The following is an 18,025-nucleotide window of genomic DNA, read 5'->3' on the forward strand; positions in this document are numbered from 1 at the left end:
CAAGCCACCGCTCCTTCTGAAACAGTTCTGCCCCGCTCGATCAATATGCCTGTCATCACACCATCCAGTGGAACTGCTTTTCAAGCAATTCCACCTGAGAGTCTCACTGCACAAGATTCCGGCACACCGCAGCACCGCATTGATTCGGCGCAGGTTCGTAGCACGGAATCCGCCTCCGAATTCGCTGAACTGCAGTGGCAGATTGACGCCACCGCCGCGATCGCTGAATTGATGTCGAAGATCGCATCGGCACGCCGTCTGGACGAGGCCCATTTGATTGTTGCGAATGCATTGCGAGAGTTCTTGGGAGCCGATGTGGTGGCAGTCGGGACTGTGAATCCAGGCTCTTCGCTGGTGCGTGTCCGTAGCGTTTCCGATGTGTCATCGATCGACGAAAGTTCGCAAGTTTCGCAACAGTTCGAGCAAGCAATGTCGGAAAGTATCGTGCGTTTTCGAGAACAACTTGCACGCACGACGGTGGTCGATCCAGACTCCGAACACGTGGCTTTGATGCAATTGGCTCACGAACGGTTGCTAAGCGTGACGGGGACGCAGTGCGCCGTCTCGTGCCCCCTGTTCTCCCAACTTGGTCCGCAGCAGACTCCGTCCGACCCTGAGCATCGAGAACTCAGTGCCACGCAAAGCGACCCCGTCGCGGTCTGGACAGCCCTTTTCCGGCAACGTCCAACGGAGCTGGATCGCTGGAAATATTTTGCCAACGCCTGCCAACAACCGCTGGGCGAATCATTGGCAGTCGCCGGACGGGCCTGCGAAGGCCCACTGGCCCGACTTCGACGTGTGGTGAGCGAGTCTTCCGCTTGGACCCGCAAGAAAATGGTGCTTGGTGGTTCCTTGGCGATTGCTTTGGCCATGACGATTCCGATCCCGCATCGGGTTGGCTGTGTTTCCGTACTGCAGCCGGTCGAACAACGGTTCGCCGTCGCTCCCCATGACGGGATCCTCGAACAAGCCATGGTGCGAGCGGGTGAGCAGGTTCACACCGGGCAACTGCTGGCTGAAATGGATGCAACCGATCTTCGATTGCAGATCGCGGACGTGACGGCTCAAAAGGAACGAGCAGAAAAGAAACGCGATCTTCATCGAGCCAGCGGTGATGCCGCATCGACCCAGTTGGCTGAATTGGAAACCGATGAATTGGCCGCCCAGTTGGCATTGCTTGAGCATCGTGCAGCTCATCGACAGATCGTCAGCAGCATCGATGGGATTGTGTTGCGGAGCGAGTTGGACGAAGCCCGCGGTGTGCCTGTCCGAACTGGCGATGTCCTGATGCAAGTTGCACCGCTGGAAACATTGCGAGCTGAGCTCGAAATCGCCCCTGCAGATCTCGCCCATATCAAGCTGGGGCAAACCGTCAGTTTGGTCCCCGACGGCAATCCACTGCACCGGGTCCAAGGGACGATTGATACCATCCGCCAAGCGTCGGAAGTTCGGGAAGGTCGCAACGTGTTCCTGGCGACTGTCACGATCGACAACCACGACGGTCGCTTGCGTCCTGGGATGAAGAGCCGGACCAAGGTCGACGCCGGCTATCGAGCCAGTGGTTGGGTGCTGTTTCACAGCGCGATCGAGAAAACTTACGGGATGCTGCGATGAACGGATACGATTCCCAATCTTTTGAACTGGCCAACGCTCACTTGCAGCGACGCGATGGACTGAGCGTCCGCTTGCATGAATCGCGAGGGGAAGCGACCTACTTGGTAAGCGATGGGGTGTCCTCGAATTTCCATCAATTGGGGAGCGCACAGTATGCGTTTCTCTCCGCCCTGGATGGCAAGACTAGCCTGGAAGAAGTGACGGGGCGGATCGCCAGTGAACTTCCCAAATTGGCACTGACGGCCAGCCAAGCCGAACAGACCGCTCGGTACCTGCTCGATCATCAACTCATCTTTGCAGTCGATGCGAATGGTGAACCACTCAATGCCACGAATCGTTTGCAGCGGCAATCGGAACGCGCCGCACAACAACGCAAACAAGAGAATGCCAATCCGCTGTTCCTGAAGTTTCCGCTGGGCAATCCAACACGCCTGCTGAACGCGATCGTTCCGTGGACGCAATGGCTGTTTGCGCCCGCCTGCATTGTCTTCGCAATTGCCTTGGGCCTGATTGCGATGGCGAGATTGTGGCAGAACGCAGATGAACTTGCCGTCAGCCTGCAAGGAGTCATCTCCCCGACATCCGGGATTTGGTTGGCGGTGACCTTCGTCGGGTTGAAGATCGTTCACGAACTGGGGCACGCCATCGCCTGTCGTCGGCTTGGCGGCACCGTTCGCGAAACCGGAGTCGTGTTCATTCTGTTCGTCCCCATTCCCTATGTGGACGTCACGTCCGCGTGGGACTTTCCGTCCAAGCAACAACGGATGCTCGTTTCGGCTGCGGGGATGATGGTCGAAATGATGGTGGCGTCCTTGGCTGCGATTGCTTGGTCATTGAGTCACGATCCTGTCGTGCGGTTTCATCTGACAAATTGGATGTTGATGGGAACGCTCACGACGGTTCTCTTCAACGCGAATTTCCTGATGCGTTTTGACGGCTATTTTTTGCTCTCCGACGCCATAGGAATCCCCAATCTCGCTGCCCTTTCTCGGCAATGTGTTCAGGCTAGGTTGAAACAACTGTTGTTGGGATCAACGAGCAAACTTCCCGCTGACATGATGCAACATCAGACGGTGCTGATGTCTTACGGTGTCGCCGCGATGATTTGGCGATGGATCGTTTGCATGGGACTCGCCGTAGCCGCATCGAAACTGTTCAACGGCTTTGGTTTGATTCTGGCAATCGCGAGTTTGGTGGCATGGTTTGGCCGTCCAGCGATGGGGATTCTAAAATCGTTGGTGGCCGATACCGTGGAAGGTGCCAGTGCTCGGCGGACGCTCGTGCGCCGCACGGTTCCCTCATTGCTCGGGATCGTGGTCTTGATGTGTCTCACGCCATGGCCGGGGCGAGTTTCCTCGCCCGCGGTGGTCCGGTTCCATCAAGCGGAAATCGTGCGGGCTCAGACAACTGGCTTTGTCGATCAAATTTTGGTGCAACCAGGCCAATTCGTTCATGCGAATCAACCCATCGCCAAACTGAAGAACCAAGCTCTCGTCACCGAGATCGAATCGTTGCAAAGCCAAGTCGATGCCGCACGCATTCGTGCACGGCGAGAATGGGCGGATGGAAAGATTGCCTCGCATCATGCCGAAGTCGCGGTTGCGGACTCGCTGCAGAGTCGATTGAACAACCGTCGCGAACGTTTGGAATTGCTCACCATCCGCGCCGGTTCCTCCGGACGAGTCATGCTGCCGCCGCAAACCGCGTCGTTAGATGATTGGCTGGGACGATATGCTCGGGAAGGAACGGAACTGGCCAGGGTCGTTGATCCCGCGAGGAAAGAACTGCTCGTCAGCATCGGACAATCCGATCGAAATACATTTGCCGAATGCGTCAACGAGATCGTCGAGTTCGTGCCTCACTCGGCCCTGCCAGTCACTTCGGCAAGGCTCGAACGAGTCGAGCCCACCGCAACTGATCAAACCGATCCTCGCCTCACTGCATCGGCTGGTGGTCCGTTGACCGAACACAGGATCGCCACCGAGACACGCTTGATTGCCCCCCGATTTGAGGCTGTGGTCAAGCTCGATCCACAGGCATCGATCCAACTCGCCAGCGGCTTGACCGGCCAAGTCCGCCTGGATCGTCGCCCCCGTTCCATCGCGGGCTATCTGTTGATGAAATTCCTCTGAGTCCTCCATCCATCGTCGAGGAATCCGATGGACACTATCGCGAGAATCAAAGGAGCAGACCTTTGGCTCGCGTTCTGCCGTCAAATTGTCCGTTGAGATCGATAAGAGGTCGCAACGTCTGGGAAGAGCGCAAGGGTGGGTGGAGCGAAATGCCCCCATTGGATGGCCAGGTCCGAAAACGCGACCTATTGTTTTAGGCCGGTCGGCAGGAGGCAGGAGTCTTTCGGCATTGAAACTGTTTTGGCGATCGTTGTTGCTCTTCGGAACAACCGCGGCAAATGCCCAATCGGCTCACATGCTTGTGCCCGATCATTCCTGCTGACCGACTTTGAATCAGAACAAACTTGACCCGATGCGAGCAAGATGATGAAACAAGCGATTGGATTTGTTGGCGGCGTTGCCATTTTGGCGTGCCTGGCGATTTGGATGCCTGAGTACATGGAGGCCCGGGAAAGCCAGGAAGGTCATCGGGTCAATCTCGTATCAAATCAAAGCGGTGGAACTTCGGACCCCGAATTCGTTGCGTTCTGGGAATCGATTCATCGGGATCGACTGCTCGAGTATGTTGATCGATACAACGAGACCGGGCAGGTGGATCTGGACTCGCTTGCAAAGTGCGCCGATTTTGACGCCTATTCGGCTTACTTGCGAATCTCGAAGCTTGAGTCTGTCAAGAAGTTTGAATATGCGTTGCGTTTCACAGACAGCCTGTTGGAATTTCAAGACCGATTGACGCGTTGATGCGTCGAGTTGATCGCTCGGCATGGGATTGTCGGATGACTGGAGTGGTTCCGTGTTTGGAGTGGAATGCCGATCGCGAGGGGACCGAGCCTTCCGTTCTTGGAGGATCAATGTGTCACGTGGTATCGTTTCGGGCGAAGAACTAGCTGCACGAGTACCACCCCGGATCCAGTGATGAACATTTGCCATTGCCTGACACCCACCTGCATAGCCGCTCGTTGGAGGCCCGTGATCCACGTGTCCTTGTGTGCGCTGTTCTCACTGGCGAGTGTTGTTAGCGACGTGTGGGCCCAGGAACCAATCGAGAAGGTCCCGTCGCTGAAGGCGATGACGTGGAACATCTGGCATGGTGGCCGTGAAGATGGCGAAACCGTTGGTCCTCAGCGGGTGGCGGAGGTAATCCGAGACTCGGGGGCGGACTTGGTCGCCATGCAGGAAACGTACGGTTCCGGCGAGCGTATCTCGAACGCCTTGGAGTTCCACTTTCATCCTCGTGGAACAAATGTTTCGATCCACAGTCGCTATCCGGTGATCGAAGACATTTCCGTTTTCGAAGAATTCAAGTGCGTCGGGGCGTTGGTGGAACTGCCGGACGGGGATCGAGTGGCGTTCTACAGTGTGTGGCTTCCCTACAAAGCCGACATTTGGGCGTCTCACGGTCGAGATGGCTTGGACGAGGCTCATTTGGCGACCCAGTGCGATGTGTCACGAGATGACTTGCAGAAGATCTTGGGCCTCATCGATGAGCGTTTGAAAGACGATCAGTACGCAGACACGACCGTGCTGATTGCCGGCGATTTCAATTCCATGTCGCATTTGGATTACGGCGAAATCAGTCGCGACCAATATGGGCACCAGGTCAAATGGCCGACCAGCATGGTCATGAAGCATGCCGGTTTTCGTGATTCCTACCGGGAAGTGAATCCGGTGGTCAGTCGAGTGAAGGACTCGACTTGGAGTCCTCGCTTCATTGAGCAGGAGCAAGATCGGATCGATTTCCTTTACTATCGATCCCAGCGCTGGCGTGCCAAAAGTTCGTCGGTGGTAAACGAGCACGAAGACTGGTTTCCTTCCGATCACGCGGCGGTTTTGACGGAGTTTGAACGCGGCGACATGGCAGGGTCCGACGCACTCGAAAACATCAAGCTCAAAGCGGTTGCCTACAACATTCGGCACGGGGTCGGTGTCGACAACGAGTTGGCATTGATGCGAGTTGCGAAGCGACTGCATGACCTGAAACCTGATTTGGTGGGGTTGGCTGAAGTCGATCAGAATTGTCGTCGCAGTGGCAATCGAAATCAGGCGGCTGAGTTGGGGCGAGCGCTCGACATGCACGCGGCTTTCGGGAAATTCATGGAACATGACGGTGGTGCGTATGGAATGGGAATCCTGTCCGAGCATCCCATTGTCGAAGTGACATCGCTGGACCTTCCACCCGGCGGTGAGCCGCGGATCGCCTTGTTGGCCGAGGTGCTGTTGCCCAATGACCAGCGTGTGTTGGTGGTCCATGTCCATTTCGATTGGATCGATGACGACGAGGTCCGTTTTTCACAAGCGAGCACGCTTCAGAAGCACTTGAAGACGGTCGAGTTGCCGATCGTCCTGCTCGGTGATTTCAACGATCAGCCGGGCTCCAGAACCTTGGAATTGTTTCAGGACTTTGTCGAAGCGGACAAACCTGAGTCAGCCAATTTGACCTGGCCCGCAGATCACCCAGAGATTGAAATCGACTTCATCTTTGCTTCTCCCCCGAATCGATGGTCCGTTGGGGAAACACGAGTGGTTCCCGAGTCCGTGGTCTCGGATCACCGACCTGTGATCAGCGAGTTGCGTCTGCGTTCGGAGTGAGACGGGCCAAGCACAATCCAAGGGTGGAATCGGCTTCCAGCCTGCGGTTTGCATGGATGCGAAAGATCATCGCAGGCCTCCTTGAAAGTAGTGACGCGATGAGACGCCCATCATTGCGAAAAGTAGCAAATTTTCTCTCGCACGTGGAGGTTCCAGAACGGGTGACAATTAAAAATGGAGGCCGTGAGGGAAACCAGGGCGACGATATCCCGTTTTGAGTTAGCAGAACAGAGGGTCCTGCCCTTTCCATAGTCGCTTGATCAGGCAAAGTTGTTGAACAGACAATCCACCAGCCGTTCCGAATTAAGGACGATATTCGATGACGTTTTCTGCAGCCAAGATTGAAACCGAGGACCTCATCGAGTCACTCGGTCGGTTTCGAAGTTCGGTGTTGCCTGCCGGGGTGATGCGTGAACTGATGCAACGGGGCTCGGAAGTGATGCCTGCGTTGATCGCGAGGATGGATCGAGCGATTGAGTCGAAGGAACTGGGGCTCGGCAGCGAGTACCCGGAAGCCTTTTTTTGTTACCACTTGCTGGGCATCGACCCACAGCCGAGTTTACAAGCATGGTTTGATCGGCTGTTTCGCTGTGATGATGACAGGATGGAAAGGGTCTGCGGCGAGATCACGGGCCGGTTCACCCGTGCAATCTTGACCGCGATCGCCGATCGCGAAGATATCACGGCATTTTGCCAATGGCTGGACTCGCTGGTCCAGGATGATCAGGTCAGCGACTACATCAAGCTGCAAGTGGTTGAAGTGTTGTTCAATCTCGTCGCTGACAACGCACTGGACGATGCCACGGCGGTTCAGTGGGTGCGGACTTGGATGGAACAGCGACAAACGCACAAATTTGACTTGTTTTCATCAATGGCGATGACATCGTTGATCGATGTTGGCGGCAGCGATTTCAAATCGTTGGCGGAGGAATGTTTCAAACGAGGTCAAATCGACGATGACTATGTGGGGCTGGAATCTTTCCAAGGGATGGCCAGCGAACGCCAAACAACGTTCTCGCGAGAGCAATTGGAGATCGACCAGCAGATCGTTTCCAATCCGATCGAATATTTGGCCGATTGGCATGCATTCGCATGGACAACCGATGATTTGGATCGGCATCGGGCACATTGCAAAAGACTGCCTGAGGCCTTTTCAATTCGTTCTGATCGAGCTGAGCCCAATCAGATCGACGGGTGGTTGGCGGAGCTGGATCAATCGAATTTCAAGAACTATCCGTTCGAAGCGGTCGAGAATCTGAACCGGTTCATTGGCCAAGTCTTTCGACCGCTCACCTCCCGAGTTCGACGCGGCATCGAATCAGCCCGGCGTGACGAACCAAGTTCCAACAATGGCCCCTACCTCGCGACGATCCTGCTCACGCACAATTCCCAATCACGCGAAGTCTTGATTGACGATGCGGATCTGTTGTTGGAACTCCTGGATCTTCCCAAACACCAACGGGAAGAATGGTTCGGCGCATCGATCGAACCGGGATTGGTCGAGGGATTGGCTCATGCTCTGGTGGGGAAGACAGAGCCGATTGTGGAACGGATCCAGGATTGCAATCGAAAGGAGTTCGATCGAGCCGCTTTGGTTTCGTACTTCATTGTTTCAGTCTATTTCCAGTACCTGAACCGTGGTGAGTGCATCGAAACCCTGCGTCAGCTTTGGACAACTCTGAGTCAACAGGAAACGGATGGTGACGAAGGCGCGATGATGTCCAAGACGGCCATCTTTGATGCAGCCTGTTTGCTTTCGTTGCCCGAGAGCGACCCGCTGATGCAACAGGCCGCCCGCGAGGGAGTCTCCCATCATCGGTTGAGTGCCGAATCGGCAAAGGTGTGTCGCGAGCAACCAGAGAACGCTGCGAAAGTGGTGCGTTCTGACGTGTTGCCACCGTACTCCCTGGTCGACGTGATTTCGGAAGGTGGCAAATTCGCTGTCACCGCGCTCCATCGCAACCCGATAACGCAGGCACGGGGGTTCACCGCGTTGAGATCCTCGGACTTGACTCCGGAACCGCAACTTAGCGGCACCCTGAGAAGCGCGGAACCCAAGGTGGGGCGGAACGACCCGTGTCCGTGTGGCAGCAACAAGAAGTACAAAAAGTGCTGCCTTCGACGTTAAGAATATGGGCAGGAACGATTCCGAGCGAAGCATGGAAGCCGACCAGCAGTTTGACCGTTCCTTCGAAATGCTGCAGCAGCTTGTCAACTTCGAAGATGCGAACGAGCTTTTTGCCCAGCGAGCTCACACCGTCTTCACCGCCTGCGTTGTCCTTTGGATGCTCGTCTGCCAGCGTCTCAAGCCCGATGCCTCACTCGAAAACGCGGTGAAACACCTGATCGAAACTCGGCCGAGCTATCTTCCCGAGAACAAACGACTCGACGAAAACACGATCTCGACCGCATCGGGATGTCGTTCGTTGGTTTGCCGAGGAAGTCAGCTCCATCCTGGGCGTGCCCCGGCATGGCCTCAGCCGCCCAGATTTTGAAATTTACAATTTACAATTTACAATTTCACTTTTTCAATCCGCCCCTTCTCCTCACCACCTGTCGCCGCTCCGCGACTTGCCGCGCATGATGCCGGCGCCCAAAACCTCGGGTTGAAAACCCGAGGCTAGTGGTCTGTCAGGACTTGTTTTTAGGGTAGTGGACGAGGCCACGAGTCCTGAACTGGCGTCGAATCCAAGGACTCGTGGCCTCGTCCACTACCCTAAAAACAAGTCCTGACAGACCATTAGCCAGCGGGCAACGCCCGTGGACCAGGAAAACACACTTCCATTTTGGCCAACGGCCAAGTTCAATCCAAAACGTGTGGGTTGATGTTGGCCGTTGGCCAACCAATTTCCCTTCGTTCTCGATTCCAGGGGCGATGCCCCTGGCTTCGAGGAGGATGGCCGTTGGCCAACAAAACCGACTGCAAAAACGCAACTTCAAAACTGACGCGTCGGGTTTCCATTTCGGCGGGCTTGCACGCCCATTGTACGGGGATTCGACGTGGGGGATTGTTCTGCGACGGGGCGGGGAAACAACTGTCGTCGCTCCGCGACTTGGGGGACTTTGTGTCGTGGGCGTGTGACCTTGGGTTGAAAACCCAAGGCTTTCGGCTTCTGTCGCTCGGCGACTGGTGGTGGATGTCGGGGTGATCGAACAACCGCGGAGCGGTGACAGTTGTCAGCCTCGGGTTTTCAACCCGAGGTCTTGGGCTCGCCCTCTCGCTCGACAAGCCGCGGAGCGGCGACAGGTGTCGAGCGAAGAGATGGGGCGGATGGCGAATCGGCACTCAAGTTGCTTTGTCGGATGGCTCCTGCCAACATGATTGCCAGATCCGTCTCCCTTTCCGAACAAGGTCCCCTCCATTGAATATTGTCTGCTCCCAGTGTGCGGCATTGAATCGAGTGCCGGAAGCCAAACGGCACGACAAACCCGTGTGCGGGAAGTGCAAAACCCCGCTTCTGCCCAATCGCCCCGTCGAGCTTTCCGAAGCGACGTTCGCCAAGTTCGTTGGCCGAACCGAAGTGCCAGTCCTCGTCGATTTCTGGGCGTCGTGGTGTGGTCCATGTCGCATGATGGCCCCTGCCTTCGCCGAGGCGGCGACGACGCTCTCCCCGCAAGTCATTCTGGCGAAGCTCAATACCGAAGAGGCCCCGCAAACCGCATCGAAGTTTGGCATCTCAGGAATCCCAACGTTGATTCTGTTCAAACATGGCGTGGAAGTGGCGAGACAGTCGGGAGTGCTCAATGCACAACAAATCGCCCAGTTCGTGTCATAGCGAAATCGATATGAACCTGAGGGCCGCTGTGCAGGCGGGGCGGCGAGATTGAGAAGCGGTGCTGATCGGTCCCGTGAAGCAGCGAAGTCGCGGTCATCCGGCCGAAACGTCTTTTTCGTCGTCAATTGCACCGACGAGTTGTTCCAGCACGTCTTCCAATGTGACAATTCCCAAGGTCCTGCCGGCGGACTGCACCACGGCCAGATGCACGTGCTGATCGCGAAACATGGTCAACAAATCGTCACTGCGATATTCGGGATCAACCACCAACGGTTCGACCGCCAGCGACAACACGGATTCTTGGGAGTCACCACGGATGATCGCCCGAAACAAATCGCGAGCCAAGAGAATGCCTTGGACTTCGTCGATCGTTGCGCCGAAAATGGGATAGCGAGAAAACTCACTGTCTTGCACCTCCCCTGCCGCCTGCGAGTCATAGAGCGTGAATGCCCAATGGCTCACAAGCACGGGGCCGAGAACGTTGATCGTATTGGTCGCAATCACAATCACGACAACGGAATCACGTATTCGACGCTTGACTTGGCTCAGTCGCTTGGAACCGTAACGTTGAAGCTGGATGAGTTCTTCGACTTCTGGTTGGGTCACGCTCAGCACCGCCGCGTCCACCGCGGCCATCAGCCCCGACAACATGATGAACGCGACGAAAAGCAAGATCAGCGTTGCCATTCCAATTTCCTGTTCTCGTGCGGAAGCCCCGCCGGTCTGGGGCTCACTCGCACAGGGGTTCGGTGATCTGCCACGAACTCGACCAAGACAGCATCGTTTTGCCCGCGAAGCAGATCGGCAGAAGTGATCTGGCACAACCATGTGACCCGTTTGGGCGTTCATCCTGGTTGTACCTAGTGGTCCGTCAAAGTTAAAAGTTAGGGTTGATCGTAGTGGACGAGGCCACGAGTCCTTGGATTCGACGCCAGTTCAGGACTCGTGACCTCGTCCACTACCCTAACGACAAGTCCTGACAGACCACGAGGAGCAACAAGGCGACTCAAAACGGTTCCAATGTCGAAAGACTCCTGCCGATCTGCTTCGAATCGGGGTGAATGATCGTGATTTCCGGCGTCGTGAGCTTCCATCTCGATGACAAATGCTTCGACGCCGTGAACGTTTTGATAGATCATCGTGTGGCTCATGTTTGATTGCTCCCTGAGGTGCATGAAACGCATTTTTCTACCTTGCGAGATTGCAATTCACGGGCCGAAGAGGTGGCGCGGATCTTGCTGCGATGGGACGCGGAGGTTCAACAATGACTGAAACAAGAAAACTCGATCACCCTTGGTTGATTGCCGTTTGGCCTGGTATGGGGCACGTGGCCTTGAGTGCCGGTTACTACCTGATGTCCAAGTTGGGCATGAGTCAATTCGCGGAGATGTCAGCGGACGAACTGTTTGATGTGGACTCCGCGATCGTGCAGGATGGCTTGGTGCAGCGCCCCCATCGACCGCGCAGCCGAGTGTTTGCATGGAAGGCACCGCCGGGTGGACGTGACGTCATCGTGTTCATTGGCGAGTTTCAACCGCAAATGGGCAAGTTGCCGTTTTGCGAACGACTAATCGACTTCGCTCGGGACCACGGTGTCGAGCGATTGTTCACATTCGCGGCAATGGCCACCGACATGCAACCGGGCACCGACGCTCGCGTTTTCGCGGCCGCGACTGAGCAGTCGTTGCTCGACGAGATCGAGCCCTTCGGCGTGAAGATTCTCGATGACGGGCACATCGGTGGGCTCAATGGCGTGTTGTTGGCAGCGGCCGCCGAAAAGGGGATGCCGGGCGTTTGCTTGCTGGGCGAGATGCCGCACTTGTTTGTCCAGTTGCTGTATCCCAAGGCATCCCTGGCTGTGCTGCGGGTGTTCTTGCAGATGTCCCAGATTGAAATGGACTTGGCCGAATTGGCACAGCACGCCGAACAAACGGAGCATCGATTGGGGCAGATTGTGGCCCAGGTGCGGCGGAAACTGGAACCTCAGCCCGAGGAAGCGGAGGAACCGGCAGGCGAAGATTGGAAGGTCGCTTCGCAACTAGCCGACGAAGACGAACAACGCATTGAATCGCTGTTTGAGATCGCCGCTGCTGACCGTAGCCGCGCGTTTGAGTTGAAAGCGGAGTTGGACCGATTGCAAGTTTTCGAAGACTACGAGGATCGGTTCTTGGATCTATTCAAGTCGCCATGACATCACAAAAAAAGATCGGTTGGATCCGTCCGAGCGGACAGATCCAACCGATCATGTGAACTGCCGGTGGTGCTATTTGGCTTTCACCGCAATGCGTTTGGCCTTGGCTTCTTCGCCTTTGGGCAAGTGGACTTCCACGATGCCATTCTTATAGATGGCCTCGATGTTGTCGGCTTCGATACCTGACGGCACACTCATTGCTCGGTAGAACTTGCCGTAGCTGCTGAAGTGCCCATTGCCATTTTGGGAAGCGTCTTGCTCGGTCTTGTGCTCCGCTTGCAAGACCAAGCGTCCCGGAGACAACTTCACGTCGATTTCGTCCGGTTCAAATCCCGGTGCTTCGGCACGGACGACGATTTCGTCTTCGGTGTCCTGGACTTCGCAGCCCCAACCGTTGTTCCAGGTGTCATCCAAATCAGCACTCCACATTTTGTTGAGCATGCGGTCAAAGTTGGCACGAAACTGCGCCAAATCGTTTTGCGGTGCGGCTTCCATCAATTCGGAGTCGCTTTGGTGTTTCCAGGGGACCAAGTACTTCAACATCTTTTGGGTTCCTTGAGTTTGATTTCCAAAGATCGGACTGACCATGAGAAGTCAACTTCACAGCGAGTTGGACCTTTCTGTTTCGCCAGTCCTAAACAACGACAGTTGAAATGAAAAGCAAGTCGTGTTCCAAAGAACCATTGCATCTTGTCTTCTGCTTGCTTCCGGTGCGTCAACGCATGGATGAACTCGGCGATTCGGTGATGGATGTCTTCTGCTTCGATGATCGAACTGCATTTCAGTCGCAGACCTGCCGAACCACGTCTCAAGAATTCTCCGGTGCATGGATGTGAATGGAGTTCATGTCAACATCTCGTTGCACGGCGATTCGTCTGAGTTCGCCGAGGTCGAGTTTCCCCAGGCTGGTCAGCGGGATCGTCTCCACTTCGATGAAGTCAACGGGCTTGGGAATCCAGACAGCAGGAAGATCGTTCGCTTCCGAAAGTTTTCGAGTGATGTCGGCTGCCGACGTGTTTCTCCAAGGGGTGTGAACAACGACCAAACGTTCGCCCCTGTTGAGATCGGGAATGGCCGTGATGGCGACCTGACGTTCCTCATTGGCGTTGTTTGTTCGAAGCAGCTCTTCGATCGCTTCTTCGACTGCTGCATGAGGCACGATCTCGCCGCCGATTTTTGAGAAGCGATGCTGGCGTCCTCGGATCGTGACAAAGCCATCCTCGTCAACGCTCGCGAAATCGCCGGTGTTGTACCATCCGTCCAACATTTCCTCGGCGGTTTTATCGGGCAGGTTCAAGTAGCCAAGCATCACGTTGGCACCGCGAACCAGCAGCAGCCCCTGTTCGCCAACGGGCACTTCAGCGCGCGTTTCGGGATCAACCATCCGTATTTGCACACCAGCCACCGGGCGGCCGACGGTTCCTTTCCGGTCGAACAACTGCGACGGTGCGAATGAGCGATGCACCGGCACATTGACCGACGCCCATGGAGACAGTTCGGTTGTCCCGTAGCCCTCAGCAGGGGTGACGCCGAATTTTTCAGCAAACGAATTCGCAGTGCTTGGCTCGAGTCGTTCACCACCGACGATGGCCAAGTCCAAGGCGGGGAAAGCATTTGCTGGACATCGTCGCTGGTACACCTTTAAAAATGTGGGCGTCGCGAACAAAACCGTGGCGAGATATTTCTTGGCCAGTTTGGCAATGGCCTTTGTTCCGAACGGATCAAAGTGATAGACCGCCGTCATGTTCAACCCGAACGGCAACCACAGCGTGGCGGAGAACCCGAATGCGTGGAAGATCGGCAGGATTCCTAGCACGACATCATCCGGCCGAACGCGATACCTTTGGCGAATCGCGTCGATGCTGGCGGCCATGTTGCCGTGTGACAGCATCACGCCCTTGGGATCAGCGGTTGTTCCGGACGTGAACAAGACCGCCATCAAATCGTTGGCACTCGTGCAATGAAGTCCAAGTACTCGATCGAGCAAAGTGCTGGGCAAGCAATAGGCCATCAGGCCGGAGAGGGACTTGTCCCACCAAGTCGCCTGTTGCATCAGGTCTTCCATGCAAACGAGTTGGGGCTCCACCTCATAGGGACGCCGTTTTAGAAATTGACGGCTGGTAAGGACGTGTGTGATTGCGCACTCGTCGAGACACTTTTGAATTCGTTCGTTGGTGAATGTGTAATTCAAATTCACCACCACCTTGCCAGCCAAGCCGATGCTAACGTTCGCCAACACGGCGGCAACGGAAGGCGGCAAGAGCACGCCAATCATGACGTCTTTGTCGTTGACGATTCCCGATCGCATCAACACTCGACGCGTGACCAAGGCGGCCGCTAGCAAGCGTCCCCCTGACAAATCCAAGCCGGTCGAATCGGCAGCTTGGCGGCGAAAGAGGCGCGACCGACACGTGCGAATGAAGTCTTGCAGGGGGAACATGCTGTTGGCCAGCGAGAAGGAAACAGATTTGACGAATCTGTCCAATGGGCAAGTCAGAGCACTCGTTTCGATCGAACTTGCACCGTGATTCTCTCGCCGCAAACACCATTCCGTTTCTGGTTTCATCCCGCGGAACACACAAGTGCAAGCTGGCTGAGCAGGTGGACAGGAATGATCTGACATCGACGATGTGAACCGTTTGGGCGTTCGTCCCGGCTAGTCGAGGAAGAAATACCCTCATGCCTTAGTTTTCGGTTGTGCAACGACGTTTGGCATCTTGTCCGCATCCGCGCAAGGCGTGCGAACCCGCCCACGTTACATGATCGTGGGTGGCTCACTCGCGGAAGCGGAATCGGTCCAACACAACGGAGCTCAAGTAAAAGTGAAGGGGCGGTCACATTTCCTAGCCGCTGATACAACTGGATGGATGGCGGCATGATCATTGTGCTGATCCACTGCAATGCCGAGCCGTTGGGCGTCGAGCATTCATTGAGGGCATTGGTCAATGGTGCCAAGCGACGCCAGATTCCTGGGCTGGCGAGCCAAGCAGGAACCAATGCTTGTTTGGACGTTCCCCGCGACGAAGGATACGGCAACGATTGGCACGGACCGTGCATCGGAGATGAAAACAAGCTTGGCTCAAGCCAGCCCGAGGCCCGACGCCAACGCACTGCGACCTGCTTCAGCGTCAACGACTCTGCCGTCGTGAACGAGGTTGCTCACTTCGAGGTGAAGGACTTGCGACCTCGTGCACTGCCAGTTCCCCCTCTCACCAAGTGAAAAGACATGGGCACCGCATCGACCACCCCATCAGCTCTTCGGGTCAGCAGCGTGATGCAGCATCCCGTCGTGAAGTTGCATGAAACCGACTCGATCCAAGACGCCGTCGACCAACTGAACGAGAATCATGTGTCAGCATTGCCGGTGGTCAACGATGACGACCAATTGGTGGGCATCCTGACTGTCACGGATTTGCTGCGATTGGTGCAGGACGCCGAGCAATCGCTGGAGGATCGGATGACGGTTTATGAAAATTGTTTCTGGCTGACCGAGTTGATTCGCGACACGTTGGGTAACAACGAAGTCACCACGGCAATGTCCTCCAAGCCAGTCACCGCCAAGCCCGATGATCCATTGCAGCGAGTCGCCAATTTGATGCTCGATCATCAAGTGCATCACATTCCGATCACAACGGAAGGGAAGCAGTTGGTGGGGATGGTGTCATCCGTTGACTTCGTGCGTCTAGCGGCCACACCCGCATGAATCGAAGGGAAATCATACGCGGTGGCCTTGGTCAATGTGGGCGATCCCTTCCGCCTCAAAACGACAACGGGGACGGGTTGTGTAGTGCAACACGTCATTGATTTCGCGCCAACCAAAATGGGAGTTTCGTGATGAAGACGATTCATATTCTTTTTGGAGTGTTGCTTTTGGGGCTGATCGGATGCACTCCCGACCCGAAATCAGGAAAGGGATTCACGCTGCCCGAAGGAGACATCACGCGAGGGAAATCCACGTTCGAGCAGTTGAATTGCCAAGCGTGCCACACCGTGGCTGGCGTGACTTTCGATGACACGGAACAGTCGTCGAACTCAGACTCCACGGATCTAAAGGTTGTCGCCTTGGGCGGCGAGAAAATGGCCGTTCAAACCTACGGTGACCTGGTCACGTCGATCATCAACCCTTCGCACCGATTCGCCAAGGGATTTGACCAAGCGGACATCGCAAGTGAAGGGGAATCCAAAATGCGAAACTACAACGAGGTGATGACCGTGCAGCAACTGATCGACCTGGTCACATTTTTGGAATCGCACTACTCGGTGAAACCATACGAACCCACGCCGTACGGTCCCTATTCATTCTGAACCAGGATGCAATCGAAACTTGGCGGCCGCACCACGACGTGGATGCCCTTTCCGCCAATTCGACTCGAACGATTGGTGCTGAGGCAGTGCTCGTCGAGCTCCGTCTGACAGACCCCGCGGGCGGAAACTTGAATGAGCAGGTCGTTGGCGACTGGCTCAGCCGTGCCCATCTCGACCAGCGACAGTGGGCGTAGTTGCACACTCAACGGAGCGGTTTGGCGGAGGATCATCGCTTTCATGATTTTCTCTGTTGTCTCTCGCATCCATAGCGTCCCGCTTCGCTCGGCGAACCTCCGGTCGCTGCACACGAACAGGGGTCCGGCCGAAGCGTCAGGGAATTCCGCATGGTTCCGCTGATGGTGATCCACTCACGATGCCAAGAACGCAAAGCAGGTACGCAGGTGTCATCGGGTATGTGAGCCGTTTGGCGTTAGCCACGGTTCCCACGCAAAACCGGGGCTAACGCCCAAACGGCTCACAAGGTGAAACCCAATCATTCCTGCGTACCTGCTAGGACCTCATTCAGGACGGTGCCCCCAATGTGGTACGCGATGTGCGATCCGACGCATCGACGCTTTGCAGCACAGCGGCCTCAATCGGCGAAATGGTTTCGCTGATCGTTTGTGTGTTTGCATTTTGCGATTCATGATCCAACGAATGGAAGAGTACTGACATGATGAAGATTGCACTGACGATGACGCTGTCCATCGCAATGGCGGCCTGTGGTAACTCCGTCGACGCGGGTTGGGGGAGCAGTGGTGGTAGCTCCGGCGGAAGCAGTGGCGGCTATGCGGTCAACTACGGAAGCTCAGGCGGAAGTAGCGGAGGCTACGTTTCCCGAAGCTATGGCAGCAGCGGTGGAAGTTCGGGACGCATCGTCGCTCGAGTTCGACATCGAATCACCGTCCAGCGAGCAAGCCACGGCAGTTCTGGTGGCGCCTACCGCGCCCGCAGCTACGGTTCGTCCGGCGGTTCGTCCGGCGGCAGCAGTGGGGGATACTATCGCGTCCGCAGCTATGGCTCGTCCGGCGGGAGCTGGTGATCCCACTTGATCGCATCAACCGGATCGGTCGGGGCCGTTCGTTGTGACGGTCCGGGCCGATCTTTGCGTTGCCCTTCGAGCCCAGTTCTGGATGTCACACTTGCTTGAGAAAGTGCTGGCAGAATCTCGCAAGTCAGCAGACCGATTGGATACAACGGCCCTGGGACGCAACGTGTTTTCGTCGTCTGGTGCGCTCCGCTTAAGCAGGTCGGCAGGAATGATCGGGCATCACCATGTGAGCCGTTTGGGCGTTAGCCCCGGTTGGACATGGAAGCAACCACGCTTGCCAAGACATTTCAAATGCCGAAAGACTCCTGCCGACCTGCTTTGCAGGGCGTTTTTTGCCTGTCGAGGCATGACAAAGATGGCCGTGCAA

At 56.0% G+C, this 18,025-nt stretch carries 16 protein-coding genes and 1 pseudogene; 12 read left to right on the forward strand and 5 right to left on the reverse strand.

All coding sequences use genetic code 11. From position 1 onward, the window contains the following. Positions 1–45: 45 nt before the first annotated feature. From RISK_RS09205 to trxC, 7 genes and pseudogenes are all read left to right on the forward strand, one after another. Positions 46–1,614 (forward strand): efflux RND transporter periplasmic adaptor subunit, encoded by a 1,569-nt coding sequence (locus RISK_RS09205; protein WP_160311419.1) that lies wholly within the window; start codon positions 46–48, stop codon positions 1,612–1,614. Then, positions 1,611–3,746 carry a site-2 protease family protein gene (locus RISK_RS09210; RefSeq protein ID WP_047813965.1) on the forward strand — a complete coding sequence of 712 codons (2,136 nt, stop codon included), beginning with the start codon at positions 1,611–1,613 and terminating at the stop codon, positions 3,744–3,746. The genes RISK_RS09205 and RISK_RS09210 overlap by 4 nt, the downstream gene beginning before the upstream one ends. A 363-nt stretch (positions 3,747–4,109) precedes the next feature. Next, positions 4,110–4,487: a hypothetical protein gene (locus RISK_RS09215; RefSeq protein ID WP_047813966.1), complete on the forward strand. Its 378-nt coding sequence runs from the start codon at positions 4,110–4,112 to the stop codon at positions 4,485–4,487. 228 nt (positions 4,488–4,715) lie between these two features. Continuing rightward, the gene (locus RISK_RS29325; protein WP_160311420.1) at positions 4,716–6,335 is read left to right on the forward strand and encodes an endonuclease/exonuclease/phosphatase family protein; all 1,620 of its coding nucleotides are present in this window, start codon (positions 4,716–4,718) and stop codon (positions 6,333–6,335) included. 319 nt (positions 6,336–6,654) lie between these two features. Beyond that, positions 6,655–8,463, forward strand: a complete 1,809-nt coding sequence (locus tag RISK_RS09230; RefSeq protein ID WP_047813968.1) for a DUF1186 domain-containing protein — start codon at positions 6,655–6,657, stop codon at positions 8,461–8,463. Between the two features lie 31 nt (positions 8,464–8,494). Further along, positions 8,495–8,786 (forward strand): annotated as a pseudogene (locus RISK_RS09235) (IS4 family transposase); the annotation flags it as partial. A gap of 911 nt (positions 8,787–9,697) precedes the next feature. Then, positions 9,698–10,111 carry a thioredoxin TrxC gene (gene trxC, locus RISK_RS09245; RefSeq protein ID WP_047813971.1) on the forward strand — a complete coding sequence of 138 codons (414 nt, stop codon included), beginning with the start codon at positions 9,698–9,700 and terminating at the stop codon, positions 10,109–10,111. Between the two features lie 93 nt (positions 10,112–10,204). Here the strand turns inward: trxC and RISK_RS27995 are convergent, their stop codons facing one another. Next, a complete protein-coding gene (locus RISK_RS27995) occupies positions 10,205–10,798 on the reverse strand; it encodes a CNNM domain-containing protein (protein WP_053061109.1) in 594 nt (197 codons plus the stop codon). A 577-nt stretch (positions 10,799–11,375) separates the two neighbouring features. Between RISK_RS27995 and RISK_RS09260 the strand changes: the two genes are divergently transcribed. Further along, a complete protein-coding gene (locus RISK_RS09260) occupies positions 11,376–12,302 on the forward strand; it encodes a PAC2 family protein (protein WP_160311421.1) in 927 nt (308 codons plus the stop codon). A 72-nt stretch (positions 12,303–12,374) separates the two neighbouring features. Here RISK_RS09260 and RISK_RS09265 read toward each other — a convergent pair whose 3' ends face one another. Both RISK_RS09265 and RISK_RS09275 read right to left on the reverse strand, forming a co-directional pair. Next, entirely contained in the window at positions 12,375–12,845 is a 471-nt protein-coding gene (locus tag RISK_RS09265) for an Hsp20/alpha crystallin family protein (RefSeq protein WP_047814184.1), read from the reverse strand. Positions 12,846–13,110: 265 nt separating this feature from the next. After that, on the reverse strand, positions 13,111–14,742 hold the full coding sequence (locus tag RISK_RS09275) for an AMP-binding protein (RefSeq protein WP_160311422.1): 1,632 nt from the start codon (positions 14,740–14,742) through the stop codon (positions 13,111–13,113). Between the two features lie 435 nt (positions 14,743–15,177). On the opposite strand from RISK_RS09275, the gene RISK_RS09280 reads away from it, so the two are divergent. The 3 genes from RISK_RS09280 (at position 15,178) to RISK_RS09290 (ending at position 16,607) form a co-directional block, all read left to right on the forward strand. Then, positions 15,178–15,522, forward strand: a complete 345-nt coding sequence (locus RISK_RS09280; RefSeq protein WP_150122532.1) for a hypothetical protein — start codon at positions 15,178–15,180, stop codon at positions 15,520–15,522. Between the two features lie 6 nt (positions 15,523–15,528). After that, positions 15,529–16,005 (forward strand): CBS domain-containing protein, encoded by a 477-nt coding sequence (locus tag RISK_RS09285; protein WP_053061112.1) that lies wholly within the window; start codon positions 15,529–15,531, stop codon positions 16,003–16,005. Positions 16,006–16,136: 131 nt separating this feature from the next. Next, entirely contained in the window at positions 16,137–16,607 is a 471-nt protein-coding gene (locus tag RISK_RS09290) for a c-type cytochrome (protein WP_047813976.1), read from the forward strand. On the opposite strand, the gene RISK_RS09295 is transcribed toward RISK_RS09290, so the two are convergent. Next, entirely contained in the window at positions 16,595–16,846 is a 252-nt protein-coding gene (locus RISK_RS09295) for a hypothetical protein (protein ID WP_236696167.1), read from the reverse strand. The genes RISK_RS09290 and RISK_RS09295 overlap by 13 nt on opposite strands. A gap of 283 nt (positions 16,847–17,129) precedes the next feature. Next, positions 17,130–17,282: a hypothetical protein gene (locus tag RISK_RS32165; protein ID WP_160311423.1), complete on the reverse strand. Its 153-nt coding sequence runs from the start codon at positions 17,280–17,282 to the stop codon at positions 17,130–17,132. Between RISK_RS32165 and RISK_RS28005 the strand changes: the two genes are divergently transcribed. After that, complete coding sequence (locus RISK_RS28005) at positions 17,281–17,649, forward strand: hypothetical protein (protein WP_053061113.1); 369 nt, start codon at positions 17,281–17,283, stop codon at positions 17,647–17,649. The two genes, RISK_RS32165 and RISK_RS28005, sit on opposite strands and share 2 nt — an antisense overlap. Positions 17,650–18,025 lie beyond the last annotated feature (376 nt).

Source organism: Rhodopirellula islandica (assembly GCF_001027925.1).
GTDB classification, from domain to species: Bacteria; Planctomycetota; Planctomycetia; order Pirellulales; family Pirellulaceae; genus Rhodopirellula; species Rhodopirellula islandica.